We start from the raw sequence: 15,362 nt of genomic DNA on the forward strand, positions 1-15,362 counted from the left end.
CGTCTCCATCAACTCGTCAAAGCTACAACAACCGGATTATTTCCAGCCCTATCGACAGGCTCATCATCAGGGCATGGACGGCTACGGCAAACCAGAACCCGTATTTCATCCGAACGTAGCCCAGATAAAGGCCGATCAGCCAACCGGGCAGCAGCAGCACCGGTAACCACAACACCTGCCAGTCGGTCAGCGAAACGGTATTGTCGACCCGAAACAGGGCGTAGACCAGCGCCAAGCCGTAAAACACCCACCGGAAATTAACCTGCCAGAACCGCTCGATCTGCGTGTAAACGGCCGGGCGCCGGATGTATCGGCTCAGCTGCCAGACAACGACTATCCAGACCGGAACCACCCAGAAAACAGCCTGCTCGTTCAATACGGCCTTGATGCCTTTGTACGACAGGTCAATCAGGACCAGCAGAAGCAGCGCTACGGCCACTTCGAGCCGGGCCGGGGTCAGCCGCAGCATGAACCGGAACAGGGTTTCAGACAGGACAGGCGCAACCAGACCCGCTACGATCAGTACCGTAAGCGGAAACCGGCTCGACGGGTTCAGCAGCCGGAGAACGTCCTGCCCGGTCAGGTGGCTGGTCAGCAGCAGCGACCCGATCGACAGGGCCGAAACTGTCAGAAAAAGCGGGTACTCGGCCAGAAACAGGCTGGCGGTCGCGGTCGTGCGCTGGCCGGGTGTTTCATCCAGCGGCAGCAGGTACCGGGGTTGGCGGGTAAAGGCGGTAAAATCGGCGAAGCGCATACGAAACGTTTTCATGACAGGCGTATAGGAAAAAACAGAAGGAATGCGCTACTGGCTGATGGAGACATACATCGGCATACCGGTGGGCTGCGGAGCGGGGGCTACCGACGGCCGGGGTTGAGGCTCGACCGGGCTAACGGCGTCGGGCGTATCCATCGGAATCGACTGCGGCCGGGCGTTGTCATGGAAAGGCAGGATATGCACCAGTTGTACGCTATCGGGCCGCTCAACGGCCGACTGGGGCCGCAACGCTGGTTTGACGGGATCGATGGATGAATCGGCACAGGCCGTAAGCGAAGCGGTAATCAGCAACAGGGCGAAGGTTTTATAAATCGTTTTCATCGGTTTGAACGGTAAAGTCGTTTTTGGGTCAGCCCGCGGCTTCGTGCCGTGGTTGATGGTTCAAAACAAGCACCGCCCCTCCGCCCCCGAAAATCGGTGTGACGAACCCCGCCAATCGTGGGAGGAACGGGCCGAAGTTTGGGAGGAAGCCTGCCGAAACGCATCTTTGCGTGTCCTGTTTGTCAGCCGATCCGTTCTCATGCCTCAACCAACACCCATGCCCATGACTCCGCAAGCCGTTGTTGACTTCCTCGTTGAACACGACATTCACAAAATCAAGTACGCCTTCGCCGACATCGATGGGGTGTTGCGGGGTAAGGTGATCAGCCGTCAGAAGTTCATCGACGGCCTGACCGACGGCTTTGGCTTCTGCGACGTGGTCTGGGGGTGGGACATGACCGATGCGCCCTACGACAACGCGGGCATTACGGGCTGGCACTCGGGCTACCCCGACGCGCCGGTGCGGCTCGACGTAGCTACGTTTCGGCAGATTCCGTGGGAAGACGACATCCCGTTTTTCCTGGCCGATTTCTCCCGGCCCAACGGGACCAGCCTGCCCGCCTGCCCGCGCTCGCTGCTGAAGCGGATTGCAGAACAGTGCCGCCAGATGGGCTACCACGCCCGCATGGCGCAGGAATTCGAGTGGTTCAACTTCCGCGAAACCCCGCAGAGCCTGCACGACAAAGGATTCCGGAACCCTGAGCCGCTTACGCCCGGCATGTTTGGCTACTCGATCCTGCGTCCCTCACTCGAGTCTGCTTTCCACAACGATCTGTTCGATTTTCTGACGCGCTTCGACATTCCGCTCGAAGGGCTACACACTGAAACCGGTCCGGGGGTCTACGAAGCTGCTATCCATCATGACGAGGTAGTGGGCGCGGCCGATAAAGCTGCGCTGTTCAAAACCGCCGTTAAAGAAATTGCGTATCGTCACGGACTCGTGGCGTCGTTTATGGCCAAATGGAACGCCGACCTGCCCGGCTGCAGCGGCCACATTCACCAGAGCTTATGGAACGCCGACCAGACCCGGAATCTGTTCTACGCCGACACCAGCCAGGGGGCTCACAAACACATGAGCGAGCTGATGCAGCAGTTTATTGCCGGTCAACTGCATTGCCTGCCGCATATCACGCCCATGTTTGCGCCCACCATCAACAGCTACAAACGACTCGTTGAGGGAGCCTGGGCGCCCACCACCGTAACCTGGTCGGTCGATAACCGGACTACGGCGCTCCGGGTGCTGAACCACAAGGAAGCCTACTGCCGGGTTGAACACCGGGTATCGGGCGCCGACACCAATCCCTATCTGGCGCTGGCGGCTGCGCTGGCGTCGGGCCTGTACGGCATCCGGCACGGCCTCTCGCTCGACATTCCGGCTTCCATCGGCAACGGATACGCCGATAAACAGCACGGCGTCATTCCGGGCAACCTGGCCGACGCCACCCGGCAAATGGCCGAATCGGCGGTGGCCGTCGAACTGTTCGGGGCCGAATTTGTTGACCATTTCACCCGCACCCGCGACTGGGAAGCCCGGCAGTATGCCCGGCAGGTCAGCGACTGGGAGCTGAAGCGATATTTTGAGATCATTTAACCCGGTTTTCTCTTCGGTTTACGGTTTGCGGACAGCCGCCCAACCAGCAGACAGGAAGCAGAAAACCGTGACCCGATGTTATGCGTCTTATTGATTATCCCACTATAATCCGGCAAGCGTGGGCCGCGTTTGACCCGAGCCAGACGGTACAGGCTATTGAAGACATCAGCGCCCGCGTATCGACCAACCACGTATTCCGGCTCACGCTCGACTCCGGCGACCGGGTCATTGCCAAGCTCTCGTACTTCGGTAAGTTCGAGCATTTTCGCGATGATCACCGCATCATTCAGGCGCTGGCCAACAACCTGCTGTATCCGTTCGAGAACGTGCTGGCCCGCTCGCTGTCTAAAAACGGGCAGGTATTTATCTACCGGCATCAGGAGCATACAATCGACGCCTGGGTTGTTTTTTACAACCCCATCCGGACCATGAATCGGATGCCGCGCCGGCTCGACGAAACCCATATCCGGAAACTAGGTGCCGAAATTGCCCGCTTCCACCTGGCCTGTAACCGCGCCAGCCCCGTACTGCCCAAATACGCCAAAACCCTCCGGTCCGACATTCAGGGGCTGCTCGACCTGCTCAGCACCGAAACCGGCCAGTACGAACACCGCCTGAACGAAGAAGCCCTGCGCCGGCAGTGCCATCTGTTTCTCGAAAACCGGCAGAAACTGGTTGCCAAAACGGTTGAAACCATGCCCGTCTTCGTCGACTGGAACATCGGCAACTTCTCGGTCACCGACGATCTGAAGCTCTATTCGCGTTGGGATTACGACTGGTTCCGGATCAGTTACCGGGTTATGGATTTTTATTTCTTCAGCCGGGTCTGCTCCGACGTGGGCGACCGTACCGTGTTCAGCTACGTTATCGGGCCGCTGATGGAAGAGCGGTTTGGCTGGTTTCTGGAAGAGTACCACAAAATATACCCGCTTACCGAGCGCGAAATCCGGTTCCTGCCCGAAGCCTACCGGTTCTTTATCCTGAACTACGTCATCAAATACGGCCGGTATTTTTTTCACCGTACCTACGCCACCAAACTCCAGCACGAAGCCTACGAAACCTATTTCCCATCTATCGACACCTTCGATGCCGATCCGATACTGCGGAGACTGAACATCTAGGCCGTAATTGATCGTTAGGAGCGATTTTTGCAGCCAGACAGACAACGGGCAATAAGCTACGTACCCGACTGATTGTCAGCCGGAACGCTTACCTTACCAGCCCGAACCGCAACAGCCGGTTGCTGCTGCGGGTAGCCACCGTGACCCTGCATGGCCGATACGTCTGACCTGATCGTCCTGCTCGACGCCGTTGCGGAGGGCAGCGAAGCCGCTTTCCGACAGCTGTATGAGCGCACCAAAAGCCGGGTGTTCAACACCGCGCTCGGCTACGTGCGCTCGCGCGAAGACGCCGAAGAAATTACGCAGGATGTCTTTGTCGAGGTATATCGGTCGGCGGGGCGTTTCAACGGCGACGCGCGGGTAACCACCTGGCTCTACCGGATCACGGTCAGCCGGTCGCTCGATTACCTGAAGCACAAAAAACGGCAGAAGCGGTTTGCCTTTCTGACCAGCCTCTTCGACCCATCGAGCGGCAACCTGCTCCACGACCCGCCCGATTTCGTTCATCCCGGTATCGAACTCGACCGGCAGGAAAACGCGGCTATCCTGTTCCGGGCCATCGATACCCTCGCCGATAAACAAAAAACGGCTTATATTCTGACCCGAATCGAAGGGCTGAGCAATCGTGAAGCGGCTGAGGTCATGGCTGTCAGTGTAGGCGCAGTCGAGTCGCTGCTGCAACGCGCTACCGATAACCTGAAAAAACAACTGGCAGGCTGGTATAAATCAGGCAGGCCGTAGGAATAAAGAGCTACTGGCGTCTAACGAGCTATGGAACCGGAAAAAGAAAAATGGATTAACGACGTTCTGGGTAGTGTAGATGATCTGCAGCGGGCCGAGCCCAGTCCGTTCCTGTTTGCCAGCATCCGCAACCGGATTGCCGAAAAAGCGGCTCCGGTTCGTTTGCCGATGCGAACGGTCTGGCTGGCGGCTGCGTCGTTCGGGCTGCTGGTGGTCCTGAACTGGCAGGCAGCCAGCGGTCGGTTGGCGTCTGCCCCGGCCGACGCTAGTGAGCTGAACACCGTCGTGACCGACCTGAATCTCTATCCGGCTACCAACCAACTCTATGACGTATGGAGCGGACCAAACTATTAACCATCGCCCTGGTGGGATTGCTGGTGCTGAACCTGGTGACCATCGGGTTTCTGATCCGCCAGTCCGGCTCTCCTCCCGGCCCGGGCGCCCCCGGCGAAGGCCCCGCCCGGCTCATCATTGACCGGCTTCGGCTCGATGCCGCCCAGCAGCAGCAATATCGTCGGCTGATCGAAGCTCACCGTCGGCAAACCCGGACGCTGGCGGGTCAGTCGGCGGAGCTATACCGTCGTTACTACGGCCTGCTGGCCACCGACCAGCCCGACACCAACCAGGCCAGCTCGCTGAGCCAGCAGATTGCCGCTAATCAGCGGGCGGTGGCTCAACTGAACTACACCCATTTTCAGGACATCAAAGCCCTCTGCCGTCCCGACCAGCAGGCTGATTTTGCACAGCTCGTCGATGAACTGGGGCAGCTCTTTGCCCGGCCGCAGCGACCGGGCCCCGGCGGGCCACCCCGGCAATAGTCAAAAAATTCTTCGGAAGGGCCGTAGGAACGCGTTCGGAAGGTCGTCTAAGGTCATACCAACTCACTAATGACTATGACCCCATCTTCATTCCTGACGGCCCGTCGCGGGCTGACCCTGCTGGCCAGCTGCCTGGTTTTTGCTACCGCCTGCCAGTCCACTTCCGACGATACCGTAACGCCCTCCAATGATACAACGGTACCGGAGGTATATAAGAAAATCTACGGCGCCAGCGACATCTACATCGAAGGCACGAACGTCGTGATCAAAACCACCAGCCTGCCCGATCACAAGAGTCCTTATTACAAGGGTACCAAGTGGGAAAGCTCGCTGTACGAAGCGTATAACGGCACCAACACCCGGTTTGCCATCAACCCCAATACCATCAGCCAGATCAACCTGACGTTTAAGATACCGCTCAACCCAACGGTCGACGCGGCCCATGCGTCGACCCCCGGTGGTCCTACCGGGGTGTCGGTCAACGGGGTGCCGTTTTTCAACCAGTACGCGGCTATGAACTCCCCGCTTACCAACGAAATTAACGGATTCGATCAGTATGGCGGGCATCCTCAGCAGCAGGGCCTCTACCACTACCACCTCGAGCCGTTCTACCTGACCACTAAAAAAGGGAAAGATGCGCTGATGGGCTTTTTGCTCGATGGCTTCCCCGTATACGGCCCCGTCGAAAATGGCAAAACCATCACCAACGCCGACCTCGACAAGTACCACGGCCATACCCACGCGACGACCGATTTCCCGAACGGCATCTATCATTACCACATTACGGCCGAAGACCCTTACATCAGCGGCAGCGGATTTTATGGCAAAGCAGGCACCGTTACGCAGTAAGGTCTACTGGCTGCTGTTCGGGCTGTTAGGGGCCGGTTGCCAGCCACAGCCCGAACAACCAGCCGTTGCGGTGCCCTCGGTCTACCAGCCCACCAGCCAGGCGGGCTGGCAACGGCGCAGCGGGCGGTTGTGGCTATCGGGCAAACCCTTCAGCGGCTGGCAGTTCGAACTCGGCCCGGCTAACGACACGCTCTTTGTGGGCGCTTATGTCGACGGAAAAGCCGAGGGCGAACACCGGTTCTGGCACCCCAACCACCGCTTGAAAGAAAGTCGCCGGTTTCGGAACGGGTGGCAGGAAGGGCCGCAGCGGGGCTGGTTCGAGTCCGGAAAACCCGCCTTCGTTTATCACTTCCGGAACGATGTGTACGAGGGCAGTCGGAAAGAGTGGTACCCGAACGGTCAGCCCGCCCGCAACGGCAACTACCAAAACGGGCAGGAAGCCGGTCGCCAGCAACAATGGTTTGCCGACGGTAGCCTGAAAGCCAATTACGCCGTTCGAAACGGACGCGCCTACGGATTTACGGGGGTTAAAAACTGTGTCAATGTCTGGGATTCAATTGCCGTTACGCATTAGTATGCTGCTGGGGCTATACGCCTGCCTGCTCGCCTGCCAGCCGAGGTCCGGCAACGACCGTTCGGCGGCCGTGCCGTATTACAACACCCCCACGTTTACGCCCGTCTGGCTGACCGACCCCGCCGAGGTCGACAAAACCATTACCCACCGCATTGCCGACTTTTCGTTCCGCGACCAGACCGGGCAGGTAGTTACGCAGGCTGCCGTAGCCGACCGGATTCATGTCGCCAACTTTTTCTTTACATCCTGCCCCAGCATCTGCCCCCGAATGACGAGCCTGCTGAAAACCGTTCAGGACAGCTTTCGGCACGAGCCCCGCGTTAAGCTCTTATCGTTCAGCGTTACACCCTGGCTCGACTCGGTACCCCGGCTGCGCCGGTACGCCGACCAGAAAGGGGTGCTGGACACCAGGTGGCACCTGCTGACGGGCAGCCGGGGAGCCATCTATGACCTGGCCCGTCAGTCGTATTTCGCCGAAGAAGCCATCGGATTCACCCGCGACTCTACCGAGTTTCTGCACACCGAACACATCATCCTGGTCGATCAGCAGCGCCGGATACGGGGGGTGTATAACGGCACCCAGCCGCTCGACATCGACAAACTTATTGCGGATATTCGGGCGCTACTCCCCTAACCCACCTGGGCTTTTACGTACTTCAGCGTCCCATCCAGCGCCCGGATTGTCCGGGCGCTTACCAGCGTTTGTGACCCCGCCAACGACCAGAAAGTAGTCGACTGATCTTTAGCTGGTTGCGATGAAAATAATAAGCCAAGTCGGTGTACTTTTGCGAGATTCGTTCGCTTTCCGTAACCTCTACTCCTCAACCCATGTTGTTTTCTACGACGCTTCATACGCTCCGGCAGTACAGAACCGCTTATCTGCCCAACGACCTCACGGCGGCTCTGTCGGTTTTTCTGGCTGGCCTGCCCCTCTGCCTGGGTATTGCGCTGGCCTCCGGCGCTCCGCTGTTTGGAGGGCTCGTTGCCGGCATCATCGGCGGTATCATCGTTGGTTTTTTGTCGGGTTCCGAAATAAGCGTCAGCGGACCGGCCGCCGGTCTGGCTGTTATCGTAGCCGAATCCATCAGCAGTCTGGGTTCGTACGAAGTGTTTCTGGTGGCGGTGATCCTGGCCGGTATCATGCAGGTAGTGATGGGGTTTCTCAAGGCCGGTCGGCTCAGCAGTTTCTTTCCCGACTCGGTCATCAAAGGGATGCTGGTCGGTATCGGGCTGGTTATCGTGCTGAAACAGATTCCACACGCGCTGGGACGGGATAGCGACTACGAAGGCGAGTTCGAGTTCAGCCAGCTGGCCGACCACGAAAATACATTCACCGAAATTTACCAGGCTTTGCTGACGGCCAGCCCGGGCGCCATGATCATCAGCCTGGTGTCGATCGGGATTCTGGTGGTCTGGGACAGACTGGCCGGGCAGGGCCGCAAACTGTTTCGACTGCTTCCGGCGGCTGTGCTTATGGTCTTGATCGGCGTATCGCTGAACCAGCTTTTCCGGTATTACCTCCCCGATTTTTATCTGGGCGACTCCAACGAGCACATGGTTCGCCTGCCGGTTTTATCGGCTCAGAAAGGCTGGAGTTCGATCCTCGACTTTCCGGACTTCAGCATCCTGACCGACCTGCGGGTCTACGGCATTGCCGCTACCATTGCCCTGGTGGCCAGCCTCGAAACGCTCATCAACCTCGAAGCCTCCGACCGGCTCGACCCGCTGAACCGCGTATCGTCGCCCAGCCAGGAACTCGTGGCGCAGGGGATCGGCAATATTCTTTCGGGTCTGGCGGGTGGGCTACCGGTAACGTCCGTTGTGGTCCGAACCTCGACCAACGTGTTCAGCGGCAGCCGGTCGCGGCTGTCGACCATCCTGCAGGGGGGACTGCTACTGCTGGCGGTATTGCTGGCGGGTTCCGTTCTCAACCATATTCCACTGGCCTGCATTGCCGCGCTGCTGATCGTTGTGGGCTACAAGCTGGCCGGTCCCGCCGTCTTCTCGGCCACCTTCCGGGAAGGTACGAGCCAGTTTGTACCGTTCATCGTTACCGTGCTGGGTATCATCTTTATCGACCTGCTCTTTGGGCTGCTGATCGGGCTGGCGGTAGGGTATCTGTTCGTGCTGTACACCAACTCGCAGTCGCCGTTTCGGGTCATCCGCGATGGCCATAACGTGCTGGTCAAGTTTCAGAAAGACGTGTATTTCCTGAGTAAACCCGCGCTGAAAGAACTCCTCCGATCGCTGAAACCCGGCGATTCGGTGCTGATCGATGGTCGGCACGCTGCCTTTATTGACCACGATATTTATACCTTGCTGACCGATTACGCCAAAACCGCGCAACGGCAGGGGATCAACTACGAACTTCGCGAGGTAACGCAGCGCAAAAAAAACGCACCGACTTATGCAGCCGTCTGAAAAGCTTTTGCTCTACAACAAAGCCTGGGTTCAGGATAAACTGGAGCTGGATACGACCTACTTCAGCGACCTGGCCGCCGATCAGAAGCCAAACTTCCTCTGGATCGGCTGCTCAGACAGCCGCGTACCAGCCAACGAAATTACCGGCACCGACCCCGGCGAGATGTTCGTTCACCGCAACATTGCCAACCTGGTTGTGCCTGACGACCTGAACGTGCTGAGCGTGGTGCAGTATGCCGTTGAGGTGCTACAGGTGCAGCACGTAATTGTCTGCGGCCATTATGAATGCGGTGGGGTGAAAGCGGCTATGTCGGGCAAAAAACTGGGGCTGATCGACAACTGGCTCAGCAACATCAGCCGGGCGCAGGCCAAACACCAGGCCAAGCTCGACCAGATTCCCGATCCCCAGGCCCGCTTCGACCGCATGGTGGAGCTTAACGTTCAGGAACAGATTCTGCACCTGGCCGATACCGCCAGCGTCCGGAATATGTGGGCGTCTCATCAGATACCGAGTCTCCACGGCTGGGTCTTCAACCTGCGAACGGGCCTGCTCAACGAGGTCATTACGCTCACCCCACCGGGCGCTACCCAGAGCCCGGGCCCGGTTCTGGCCCAAAGCCGCCATTAATCCGGTTTGCACCGACCGGAAACCCACGCGCCGAACAACCGGTTATACTTCTCTGACGACTTACCCTTCTATTATGACACTAGAGCCCTTCGCTTCTCTCGCCGACCAGTACCAGGTATTTTTCTTCGATGCATTCGGCGTTCTTAAAAATTACAAGGGCTTGATTCCGGGGGTTGTCGAAACGTTTGCCTACCTGCGCGAGCAGCAGAAAGCCGTTTATATTCTGACCAACGATGCCTCCCGCAGCCCCCAGCAACTGGCCGAATCGTACTGGCGGCTGGGCCTGACCGACATCGACCCCGATATGATTATCTCGTCGGGTATGCTGGCCCGCGAGTACCTGCAGCTCAAAGTCGATCACGGCACCGTGGCCTACCTCGGTACGCAGAACTCGGCCCACTACCTCGAATCGGCCGATCTGCATACGCTCTCCATCAGCGAGCTGACCCTCGAAAACATCAGCGAAGTGAACGCCCTCGTATTGCTCGACGACGAAGGGTTCGACTGGAATACCGACATCAACAAAGCCGTCAACCTGCTCCGCCGACGCAATATTCCGGTTATCGTGGCCAATACCGACGCTACCTACCCGGTCTCGAAAAACCGGCTGGCCATCGCTATCGGCAGCATTGCCGACATGCTGGAGTCGATCGTAGGTAAGCAGTTTATCCGCTTCGGCAAACCCGATGCGCAGCTGTTCATGTTTGCCTACGAACGCGTACAGGAGCGCCTGCCGGGCATCAGCAAACGAAACATTCTGATGGTGGGCGATACGCTCCGTTCCGATATTCTGGGCGGCAACAAGTTTGGTCTCGATACGGCGCTGGTACTGACGGGCAACACCGCCCCCCACGAAGCCGAGCTTCGCATCCTGGCCACGGGCATCATCCCGACCTACGTCTGCGAAACGATCGGTAGCCTGGGCAGTTGAGGTCAGCCCGGTTCCTTGGCCGTAATTGTCCCGTCCAGACTAACTGTCCAGTAGGCCGATTCGATCTGCTGGCGCTGGGCGTAGTAGCGGTCGTATACGGGCCGGTAGCGCAGCCGCTCGAGCATAACCGGTTCAAACTGCCCCAGCAGCCCCAGCAGCAGCTCACAGCCCTCCCGCACCGCAAACTGCCCGCCGGTATGCCCCGTCAGGTAATCGGCCAGGTTATTATTGACTACGTAGTTGGTCAGGAGCGGGTTGGCCGTGCGGTGAACCATAATCCGCACCCCGGCCACCTGCGCCACCGACAGGTCGAGCGCATCATCGAAGAAAAACGCCACCTCGTGCGGTTGCAGGCCATGCCGATCCAGCAGATGAGTCAGCACATCGACCTTATGCTTGGCCTGCGAGTAGCAGGCATCGAAATGCTCGCGCCCCACCAGCTTATCGGCCATGGTGTTGGTAACGCCTGTAATGATGGCCGCTACGGGCAGCTGCTCGCCCTGGTGCAGCCACAAGCCGAACCGCAGCAGGTTGGTGCCCATCGAGTCGACCTCGCTGAAGGGACTGCTACCCGAACCCGTTTTGGTACCGTCGTTGAACACCCCGTCCCAGTCGAACACAATGGCCCGTATGCGGCTTACCTTCCCGGCCAGCGTATCGACGGGGGTAACGAACCGGCCACCCAGGCCCGTAAACAGCGACTCTATCTCCTGATGTACATTCATGGAACAGACTATAGAAAAGAAGCCAACGCTGCAGGTTGCAGGTTGGCTTCAGGTAAAACAGAACCCGATTGGCTAGGCCAGCTGGGGCAGGGTATTGCGGTATTTGACTTCAACGGCGTGCAGCTCCAGCAGCGGCTTCATGAACTCTTCCAGGTAGCGGATATCCAGCTGGCTGGCCGCGTCGCAGAGGGCTTCGGAAGGGCAGGTATGGGTTTCGATGAAGAGCCCGTCGACACCCGCAGCTACGCCCGCGCGGGCCAGTACGGGCAGGTACTCACGCGCTCCGCCTTTCACATCTTTCGACGGAATACCGTACTTCCGGATGGCGTGCGTTACGTCGAATACAACCGGGTAGTTGGTGCGGCCCATGTGGTAGAAGCTGCGCGGGTCAACCACCAGGTCGTTATAGCCGAAGGTATAGCCCCGCTCGGTCAGGATAATCTGGTCGTTGCCCGAATCTTCGATCTTCTTGACCGGGTGTTTCATGTTCTCAGGCGCCAGAAACTGGCCGTGTTTGAGGTTCACGACCCGCCCCGTCTGGGCAGCCGCTACCACCAGCATGCTCTGCATACACAGATAGGCCGGAATCTGCAGCACGTCGACCACTTCGGCCGCAGCCGCAGCCTGATCGGGGTAGTGAATATCGGTCAGGATGGGGAAGCCAAACTGCTCTTTCACCTTCGCCAGAATGGCAATACCCTTGTCGAGGCCCGGTCCGGAATAATAGGTCAGGTCAGAGCGGTTATCCTTCTGGAACGACGACTTGTAGATGACCTTGATATGGAGTCGTTCGGCAATCTCGCGGAGTTGCTCGGCAACGCTCATCATGATTTTTTCGTCTTCGATCACACAGGGTCCCGAGATGAGGAACAACTCGTCCGACCCACAGTCGATATCGCCGACGCGCACAATTTTCTGAGACATAGCTTGTACTGATAAGGAGGTCAAATATACCGAGATTGTTCGGAATAGCCGACGAACCAACCGACTCGCTCGGGGAGGCACCGGAGGGGGAAAACACCATAAATAGCCTACCAAACTAATGGTCTATTATCCCCTGAACGATGAACAAAAACCAGGCTTCGCTAGCAAAACTTTCTGTTTATCAACCATTTATAAATATAATTCAAAACACCAGGCCTGAGCAGAGCGACAAAAAATAGTTTGACAATACAAAGGTTAATCCGTTTCTTTGCGCAGTTTTTTAACTCCCAACGGGCTACTAAAATGTCAGAAATTGCACAAAAAGTAAAAAGCATTATTGTTGAGAAATTAGGCGTTGAAGAGTCGGAGGTAACGCCAGAGGCAAGCTTCACGAACGACCTGGGTGCCGATTCGCTCGATACGGTCGAACTGATCATGGAATTTGAGAAGGAATTCAACCAGTCGATTCCTGACGACGAAGCGGAAAAGATCCTGACGGTAGGCCAGGCTATTGACTTCCTGGAGAAAAACGCCGGACAAGCTGGCAAGTAAGCTTCGGAGGAGCGGCATTACTCCTGCTGTATGAATTCCGTCTGCTTTTTGCCAGCTCTGCTGACAGATGGGTTCAACTCGGTATCGGTTCGTTCAGTCCGATACCGAAGGAGTTTATTTACGGGCCGATTCTGGAACACCTCGGCGCTGGCCTGATCTGTCGACAGCCCGCGCCGAAGTCGACCCCTGCGGCATACCTTCTTTTCTCATTACGCAGTAATTCTGTATGACACTCAGACGAGTAGTAGTGACCGGCCTCGGTGCATTGACACCGATTGGCAACGATGTATCCACTTACTGGAATAATCTGGCCGCTGGCGTGAGCGGGGCCGGTCCCATTACTAAATTTGATGCCAGCAAGTTTCGTACGCAGTTTGCCTGCGAATTGAAGGGCGTTGACGTAACCCAATACATTCCGCGTCAGGAAGCCCGAAAGATGGATGCGTTTACGCATTACGCGCTGATTGCGACCGACGAAGCCGTTAAAGACGCTAACATCGACCTCGAAGCCATCGACCGGAACAAGGTCGGTGTGATCTGGGGATCAGGTATCGGCGGGCTTCGCTCGTTCGAAGACGAGATGATCGACTACGCCAAAGGCGATGGTACGCCCCGCATCAACCCGTTCTTCATCGTGCGCATGATTGCCGACAGTGCATCGGGCCAGATCTCGATGCGCTACGGATTCCGGGGTACGAACTACGTGACGGTATCGGCCTGCGCATCGACCAACAACGCCATCATCGACGCGTTCAACTACATCCGGCTCGGCCGGCTGAACATGTGCGTGGTGGGCGGGTCCGAAGCGGCCGTAACCCGGGCGGGTATCGGCGGTTTCAACGCCAACCGTGCCCTCTCCGAACGCAACAGCGACCCCCAGGGAGCGTCGCGCCCCTACGATAAGGAACGCGACGGCTTTGTGCTGGGCGAAGGCGCCGGATCGCTGATTCTGGAAGACCTCGACCATGCGCAGGCCCGCGGTGCTCACATCTACGCCGAGCTGATTGGCGGTGGAATGTCGTCCGATGCGTATCACATTACCGCCCCTCACCCCGAGGGACTGGGTGCTTTCCTGGCCATGCAGGATGCCCTGAACGATGCCGGCATTCAGCCCAGCGAAATCGACTACATCAATACCCACGGCACCTCAACGCCCATCGGCGATCCGCAGGAGCTGAAAGCGATTTACCAGCTGTTCGGTGATCATTCGTTCCAGATGAACATCAGCTCTACCAAGTCGATGACGGGCCACCTGCTCGGAGCCGCGGGGGCTGTAGAGGCTATTGCCAGCATCAAGGCGCTCGAGCACCAGCTCGTACCGCCAACCATTAACCTGGTCAATGTTGATGAGGAAATTGATTCACGCTTTAATCTGACGCCCCTGACCGCCCAGGCTCGCCCGTTGACCACGGTGATGAGTAACGCGTTTGGATTTGGGGGTCATAACGCCATCGTCATTTTCCGTAAACTTAGCTGAGTCGTGCAACTCGCGCTGCCCCGTAGTTGGTTTAACCCGTTTGACTGGTTCCGTCCCGGCAAGGCTGATCCGCGGAAGAACCTGCGTCGATCTATTGCGCATATTATCGGGGCGTCGCCGTCTAACCTGGGTTTGTACCAGCTGGCCCTGCGCCATACGTCAGCGTCGAAGGCAACGGCGATCGAAGGATTCCGCGAATCGAACGAACGGCTCGAATACCTCGGCGACGCCGTGCTCGGTATGGTCATTGCCGAGTACCTGTTCAAAAAATACCCCTACAAAGACGAGGGCTTTCTGACCGAGATCCGCTCACGGATCGTAAACCGCGAAACCCTCAACGGCATTGCCCGCAAGATCGGCCTCGACCAGCTGATCGAGTATGACGGGCAACGAACGCGCAGCCTGCCAACCCGCACCTCCATGTACGGCGACGCCCTCGAAGCCCTCGTGGGTGCTATCTACCTGGATAAAGGCTTCCGGTTCTCGCGTCGGTTTATCCTTAAAGACCTGCTGGCCCACTACGACATCGATCTGGTGGTACAGAACAACGTCAACTTCAAGAGCCGACTGATCGAATGGGCGCAGCGGGCCGGTAAAGACGTCCGCTTCGAGATCATCTCCGAGAAAGGCAACAGCCACTTCCGCGAGTTCATTGCGCAGGTGATCGTAGCCGATGAGCCGTTTGCTACTGGCAGCGGCTATTCCAAGAAAAAAGCCGAGCAGTCGGCCGCCGAAAAAGCCCTCGCCCTGCTGGACACCAAACTGTAGCCCCCCCTCGCCTACCGGCGTATCTCAACAACATGACGTTTACCGATGATCCCGCCTACAGGCAGGGTCATGGCTCGTTGCTGGCCCCGGTTGTCGCGGCCTGAGATCGGGTTTGTTTGTATGTCGCTCCCCTGACAGTATCAATT

General features: G+C 57.9%; 18 protein-coding genes. 14 read left to right on the plus strand and 4 right to left on the minus strand.

From position 1 onward, the window contains the following. Positions 1–22: 22 nt before the first annotated feature. Together B1C80_RS16470 and B1C80_RS16475 are read right to left on the minus strand one after the other, a co-directional pair. Entirely contained in the window at positions 23–769 is a 747-nt protein-coding gene (locus tag B1C80_RS16470) for a CPBP family glutamic-type intramembrane protease (protein WP_077922280.1), read from the minus strand. Positions 770–802: 33 nt separating this feature from the next. Next, positions 803–1,096, minus strand: coding sequence for a hypothetical protein (locus tag B1C80_RS16475; protein WP_077922281.1), 294 nt, complete (start codon positions 1,094–1,096; stop codon positions 803–805). Between the two features lie 223 nt (positions 1,097–1,319). On the opposite strand from B1C80_RS16475, the gene B1C80_RS16480 reads away from it, so the two are divergent. The 11 genes from B1C80_RS16480 (at position 1,320) to B1C80_RS16530 (ending at position 10,770) form a co-directional block, all read left to right on the plus strand. Then, on the plus strand, positions 1,320–2,687 hold the full coding sequence (locus B1C80_RS16480; RefSeq protein ID WP_077922485.1) for a glutamine synthetase family protein: 1,368 nt from the start codon (positions 1,320–1,322) through the stop codon (positions 2,685–2,687). Positions 2,688–2,767: 80 nt separating this feature from the next. Next, a complete protein-coding gene (locus B1C80_RS16485; RefSeq protein ID WP_077922282.1) occupies positions 2,768–3,808 on the plus strand; it encodes a hypothetical protein in 1,041 nt (346 codons plus the stop codon). Positions 3,809–3,958: 150 nt separating this feature from the next. Beyond that, entirely contained in the window at positions 3,959–4,549 is a 591-nt protein-coding gene (locus tag B1C80_RS16490; RefSeq protein ID WP_077922283.1) for an RNA polymerase sigma factor, read from the plus strand. 30 nt (positions 4,550–4,579) lie between these two features. Next, positions 4,580–4,903, plus strand: a complete 324-nt coding sequence (locus B1C80_RS16495) for a hypothetical protein (RefSeq protein ID WP_077922284.1) — start codon at positions 4,580–4,582, stop codon at positions 4,901–4,903. After that, positions 4,882–5,367 carry a periplasmic heavy metal sensor gene (locus B1C80_RS16500; RefSeq protein ID WP_077922285.1) on the plus strand — a complete coding sequence of 162 codons (486 nt, stop codon included), beginning with the start codon at positions 4,882–4,884 and terminating at the stop codon, positions 5,365–5,367. The genes B1C80_RS16495 and B1C80_RS16500 overlap by 22 nt, the downstream gene beginning before the upstream one ends. A 75-nt stretch (positions 5,368–5,442) precedes the next feature. Further along, entirely contained in the window at positions 5,443–6,216 is a 774-nt protein-coding gene (locus B1C80_RS16505; protein WP_369822707.1) for a YHYH protein, read from the plus strand. Next, on the plus strand, positions 6,188–6,790 hold the full coding sequence (locus B1C80_RS16510) for a toxin-antitoxin system YwqK family antitoxin (protein ID WP_077922287.1): 603 nt from the start codon (positions 6,188–6,190) through the stop codon (positions 6,788–6,790). The genes B1C80_RS16505 and B1C80_RS16510 overlap by 29 nt, the downstream gene beginning before the upstream one ends. Beyond that, entirely contained in the window at positions 6,759–7,424 is a 666-nt protein-coding gene (locus B1C80_RS16515; protein WP_077922288.1) for an SCO family protein, read from the plus strand. The genes B1C80_RS16510 and B1C80_RS16515 overlap by 32 nt, the downstream gene beginning before the upstream one ends. Before the next feature lie 194 nt (positions 7,425–7,618). Beyond that, the gene (locus B1C80_RS16520) at positions 7,619–9,211 is read left to right on the plus strand and encodes a SulP family inorganic anion transporter (RefSeq protein ID WP_077922289.1); all 1,593 of its coding nucleotides are present in this window, start codon (positions 7,619–7,621) and stop codon (positions 9,209–9,211) included. After that, a complete protein-coding gene (locus B1C80_RS16525; RefSeq protein ID WP_077922290.1) occupies positions 9,198–9,839 on the plus strand; it encodes a carbonic anhydrase in 642 nt (213 codons plus the stop codon). Before B1C80_RS16520 ends, B1C80_RS16525 begins: the two co-directional genes overlap by 14 nt. 73 nt (positions 9,840–9,912) lie before the next feature. Further along, a complete protein-coding gene (locus B1C80_RS16530) occupies positions 9,913–10,770 on the plus strand; it encodes a TIGR01459 family HAD-type hydrolase (protein ID WP_077922291.1) in 858 nt (285 codons plus the stop codon). 2 nt (positions 10,771–10,772) lie between these two features. Here the strand turns inward: B1C80_RS16530 and B1C80_RS16535 are convergent, their stop codons facing one another. After that, positions 10,773–11,495, minus strand: coding sequence for a phosphatase (locus tag B1C80_RS16535; RefSeq protein WP_077922292.1), 723 nt, complete (start codon positions 11,493–11,495; stop codon positions 10,773–10,775). A 72-nt stretch (positions 11,496–11,567) separates the two neighbouring features. After that, positions 11,568–12,419 (minus strand): 3-deoxy-8-phosphooctulonate synthase, encoded by an 852-nt coding sequence (kdsA, locus tag B1C80_RS16540; RefSeq protein WP_077922293.1) that lies wholly within the window; start codon positions 12,417–12,419, stop codon positions 11,568–11,570. Positions 12,420–12,722: 303 nt separating this feature from the next. On the opposite strand from kdsA, the gene B1C80_RS16545 reads away from it, so the two are divergent. The 3 genes from B1C80_RS16545 (at position 12,723) to rnc (ending at position 15,216) form a co-directional block, all read left to right on the plus strand. Then, positions 12,723–12,971, plus strand: a complete 249-nt coding sequence (locus tag B1C80_RS16545; RefSeq protein ID WP_077922294.1) for an acyl carrier protein — start codon at positions 12,723–12,725, stop codon at positions 12,969–12,971. Between the two features lie 226 nt (positions 12,972–13,197). Then, entirely contained in the window at positions 13,198–14,448 is a 1,251-nt protein-coding gene (gene fabF / locus B1C80_RS16550) for a beta-ketoacyl-ACP synthase II (protein WP_077922295.1), read from the plus strand. A 3-nt stretch (positions 14,449–14,451) separates the two neighbouring features. Beyond that, complete coding sequence (gene rnc / locus B1C80_RS16555) at positions 14,452–15,216, plus strand: ribonuclease III (protein ID WP_077922296.1); 765 nt, start codon at positions 14,452–14,454, stop codon at positions 15,214–15,216. Positions 15,217–15,362 lie beyond the last annotated feature (146 nt).

Source organism: Spirosoma sp. 209 (assembly GCF_002006735.1).
Taxonomy (GTDB): Bacteria; Bacteroidota; Bacteroidia; order Cytophagales; family Spirosomataceae; genus Spirosoma; species Spirosoma sordidisoli.

Bases quoted from the DNA above. Each gene is read 5' to 3' on its own strand.
- B1C80_RS16485 (WP_077922282.1), top strand. From the start codon at position 2,768: ATGCGTCTTATTGATTATCCCACTATAATCCGGCAAGCGTGGGCCGCG.
- kdsA (WP_077922293.1), bottom strand. From the start codon at position 12,419: ATGTCTCAGAAAATTGTGCGCGTCGGCGATATCGACTGTGGGTCGGAC.
- B1C80_RS16515 (WP_077922288.1), top strand. From the start codon at position 6,759: ATGTCTGGGATTCAATTGCCGTTACGCATTAGTATGCTGCTGGGGCTA.
- B1C80_RS16510 (WP_077922287.1), top strand. From the start codon at position 6,188: ATGGCAAAGCAGGCACCGTTACGCAGTAAGGTCTACTGGCTGCTGTTC.
- B1C80_RS16545 (WP_077922294.1), top strand. From the start codon at position 12,723: ATGTCAGAAATTGCACAAAAAGTAAAAAGCATTATTGTTGAGAAATTA.
- B1C80_RS16475 (WP_077922281.1), bottom strand. From the start codon at position 1,096: ATGAAAACGATTTATAAAACCTTCGCCCTGTTGCTGATTACCGCTTCG.
- B1C80_RS16535 (WP_077922292.1), bottom strand. From the start codon at position 11,495: ATGAATGTACATCAGGAGATAGAGTCGCTGTTTACGGGCCTGGGTGGC.
- B1C80_RS16520 (WP_077922289.1), top strand. From the start codon at position 7,619: ATGTTGTTTTCTACGACGCTTCATACGCTCCGGCAGTACAGAACCGCT.
- B1C80_RS16470 (WP_077922280.1), bottom strand. From the start codon at position 769: ATGAAAACGTTTCGTATGCGCTTCGCCGATTTTACCGCCTTTACCCGC.
- fabF (WP_077922295.1), top strand. From the start codon at position 13,198: ATGACACTCAGACGAGTAGTAGTGACCGGCCTCGGTGCATTGACACCG.
- B1C80_RS16525 (WP_077922290.1), top strand. From the start codon at position 9,198: ATGCAGCCGTCTGAAAAGCTTTTGCTCTACAACAAAGCCTGGGTTCAG.
- B1C80_RS16500 (WP_077922285.1), top strand. From the start codon at position 4,882: ATGGAGCGGACCAAACTATTAACCATCGCCCTGGTGGGATTGCTGGTG.
- B1C80_RS16505 (WP_369822707.1), top strand. From the start codon at position 5,443: ATGACCCCATCTTCATTCCTGACGGCCCGTCGCGGGCTGACCCTGCTG.
- B1C80_RS16530 (WP_077922291.1), top strand. From the start codon at position 9,913: ATGACACTAGAGCCCTTCGCTTCTCTCGCCGACCAGTACCAGGTATTT.
- B1C80_RS16495 (WP_077922284.1), top strand. From the start codon at position 4,580: ATGGAACCGGAAAAAGAAAAATGGATTAACGACGTTCTGGGTAGTGTA.
- B1C80_RS16490 (WP_077922283.1), top strand. From the start codon at position 3,959: ATGGCCGATACGTCTGACCTGATCGTCCTGCTCGACGCCGTTGCGGAG.
- B1C80_RS16480 (WP_077922485.1), top strand. From the start codon at position 1,320: ATGACTCCGCAAGCCGTTGTTGACTTCCTCGTTGAACACGACATTCAC.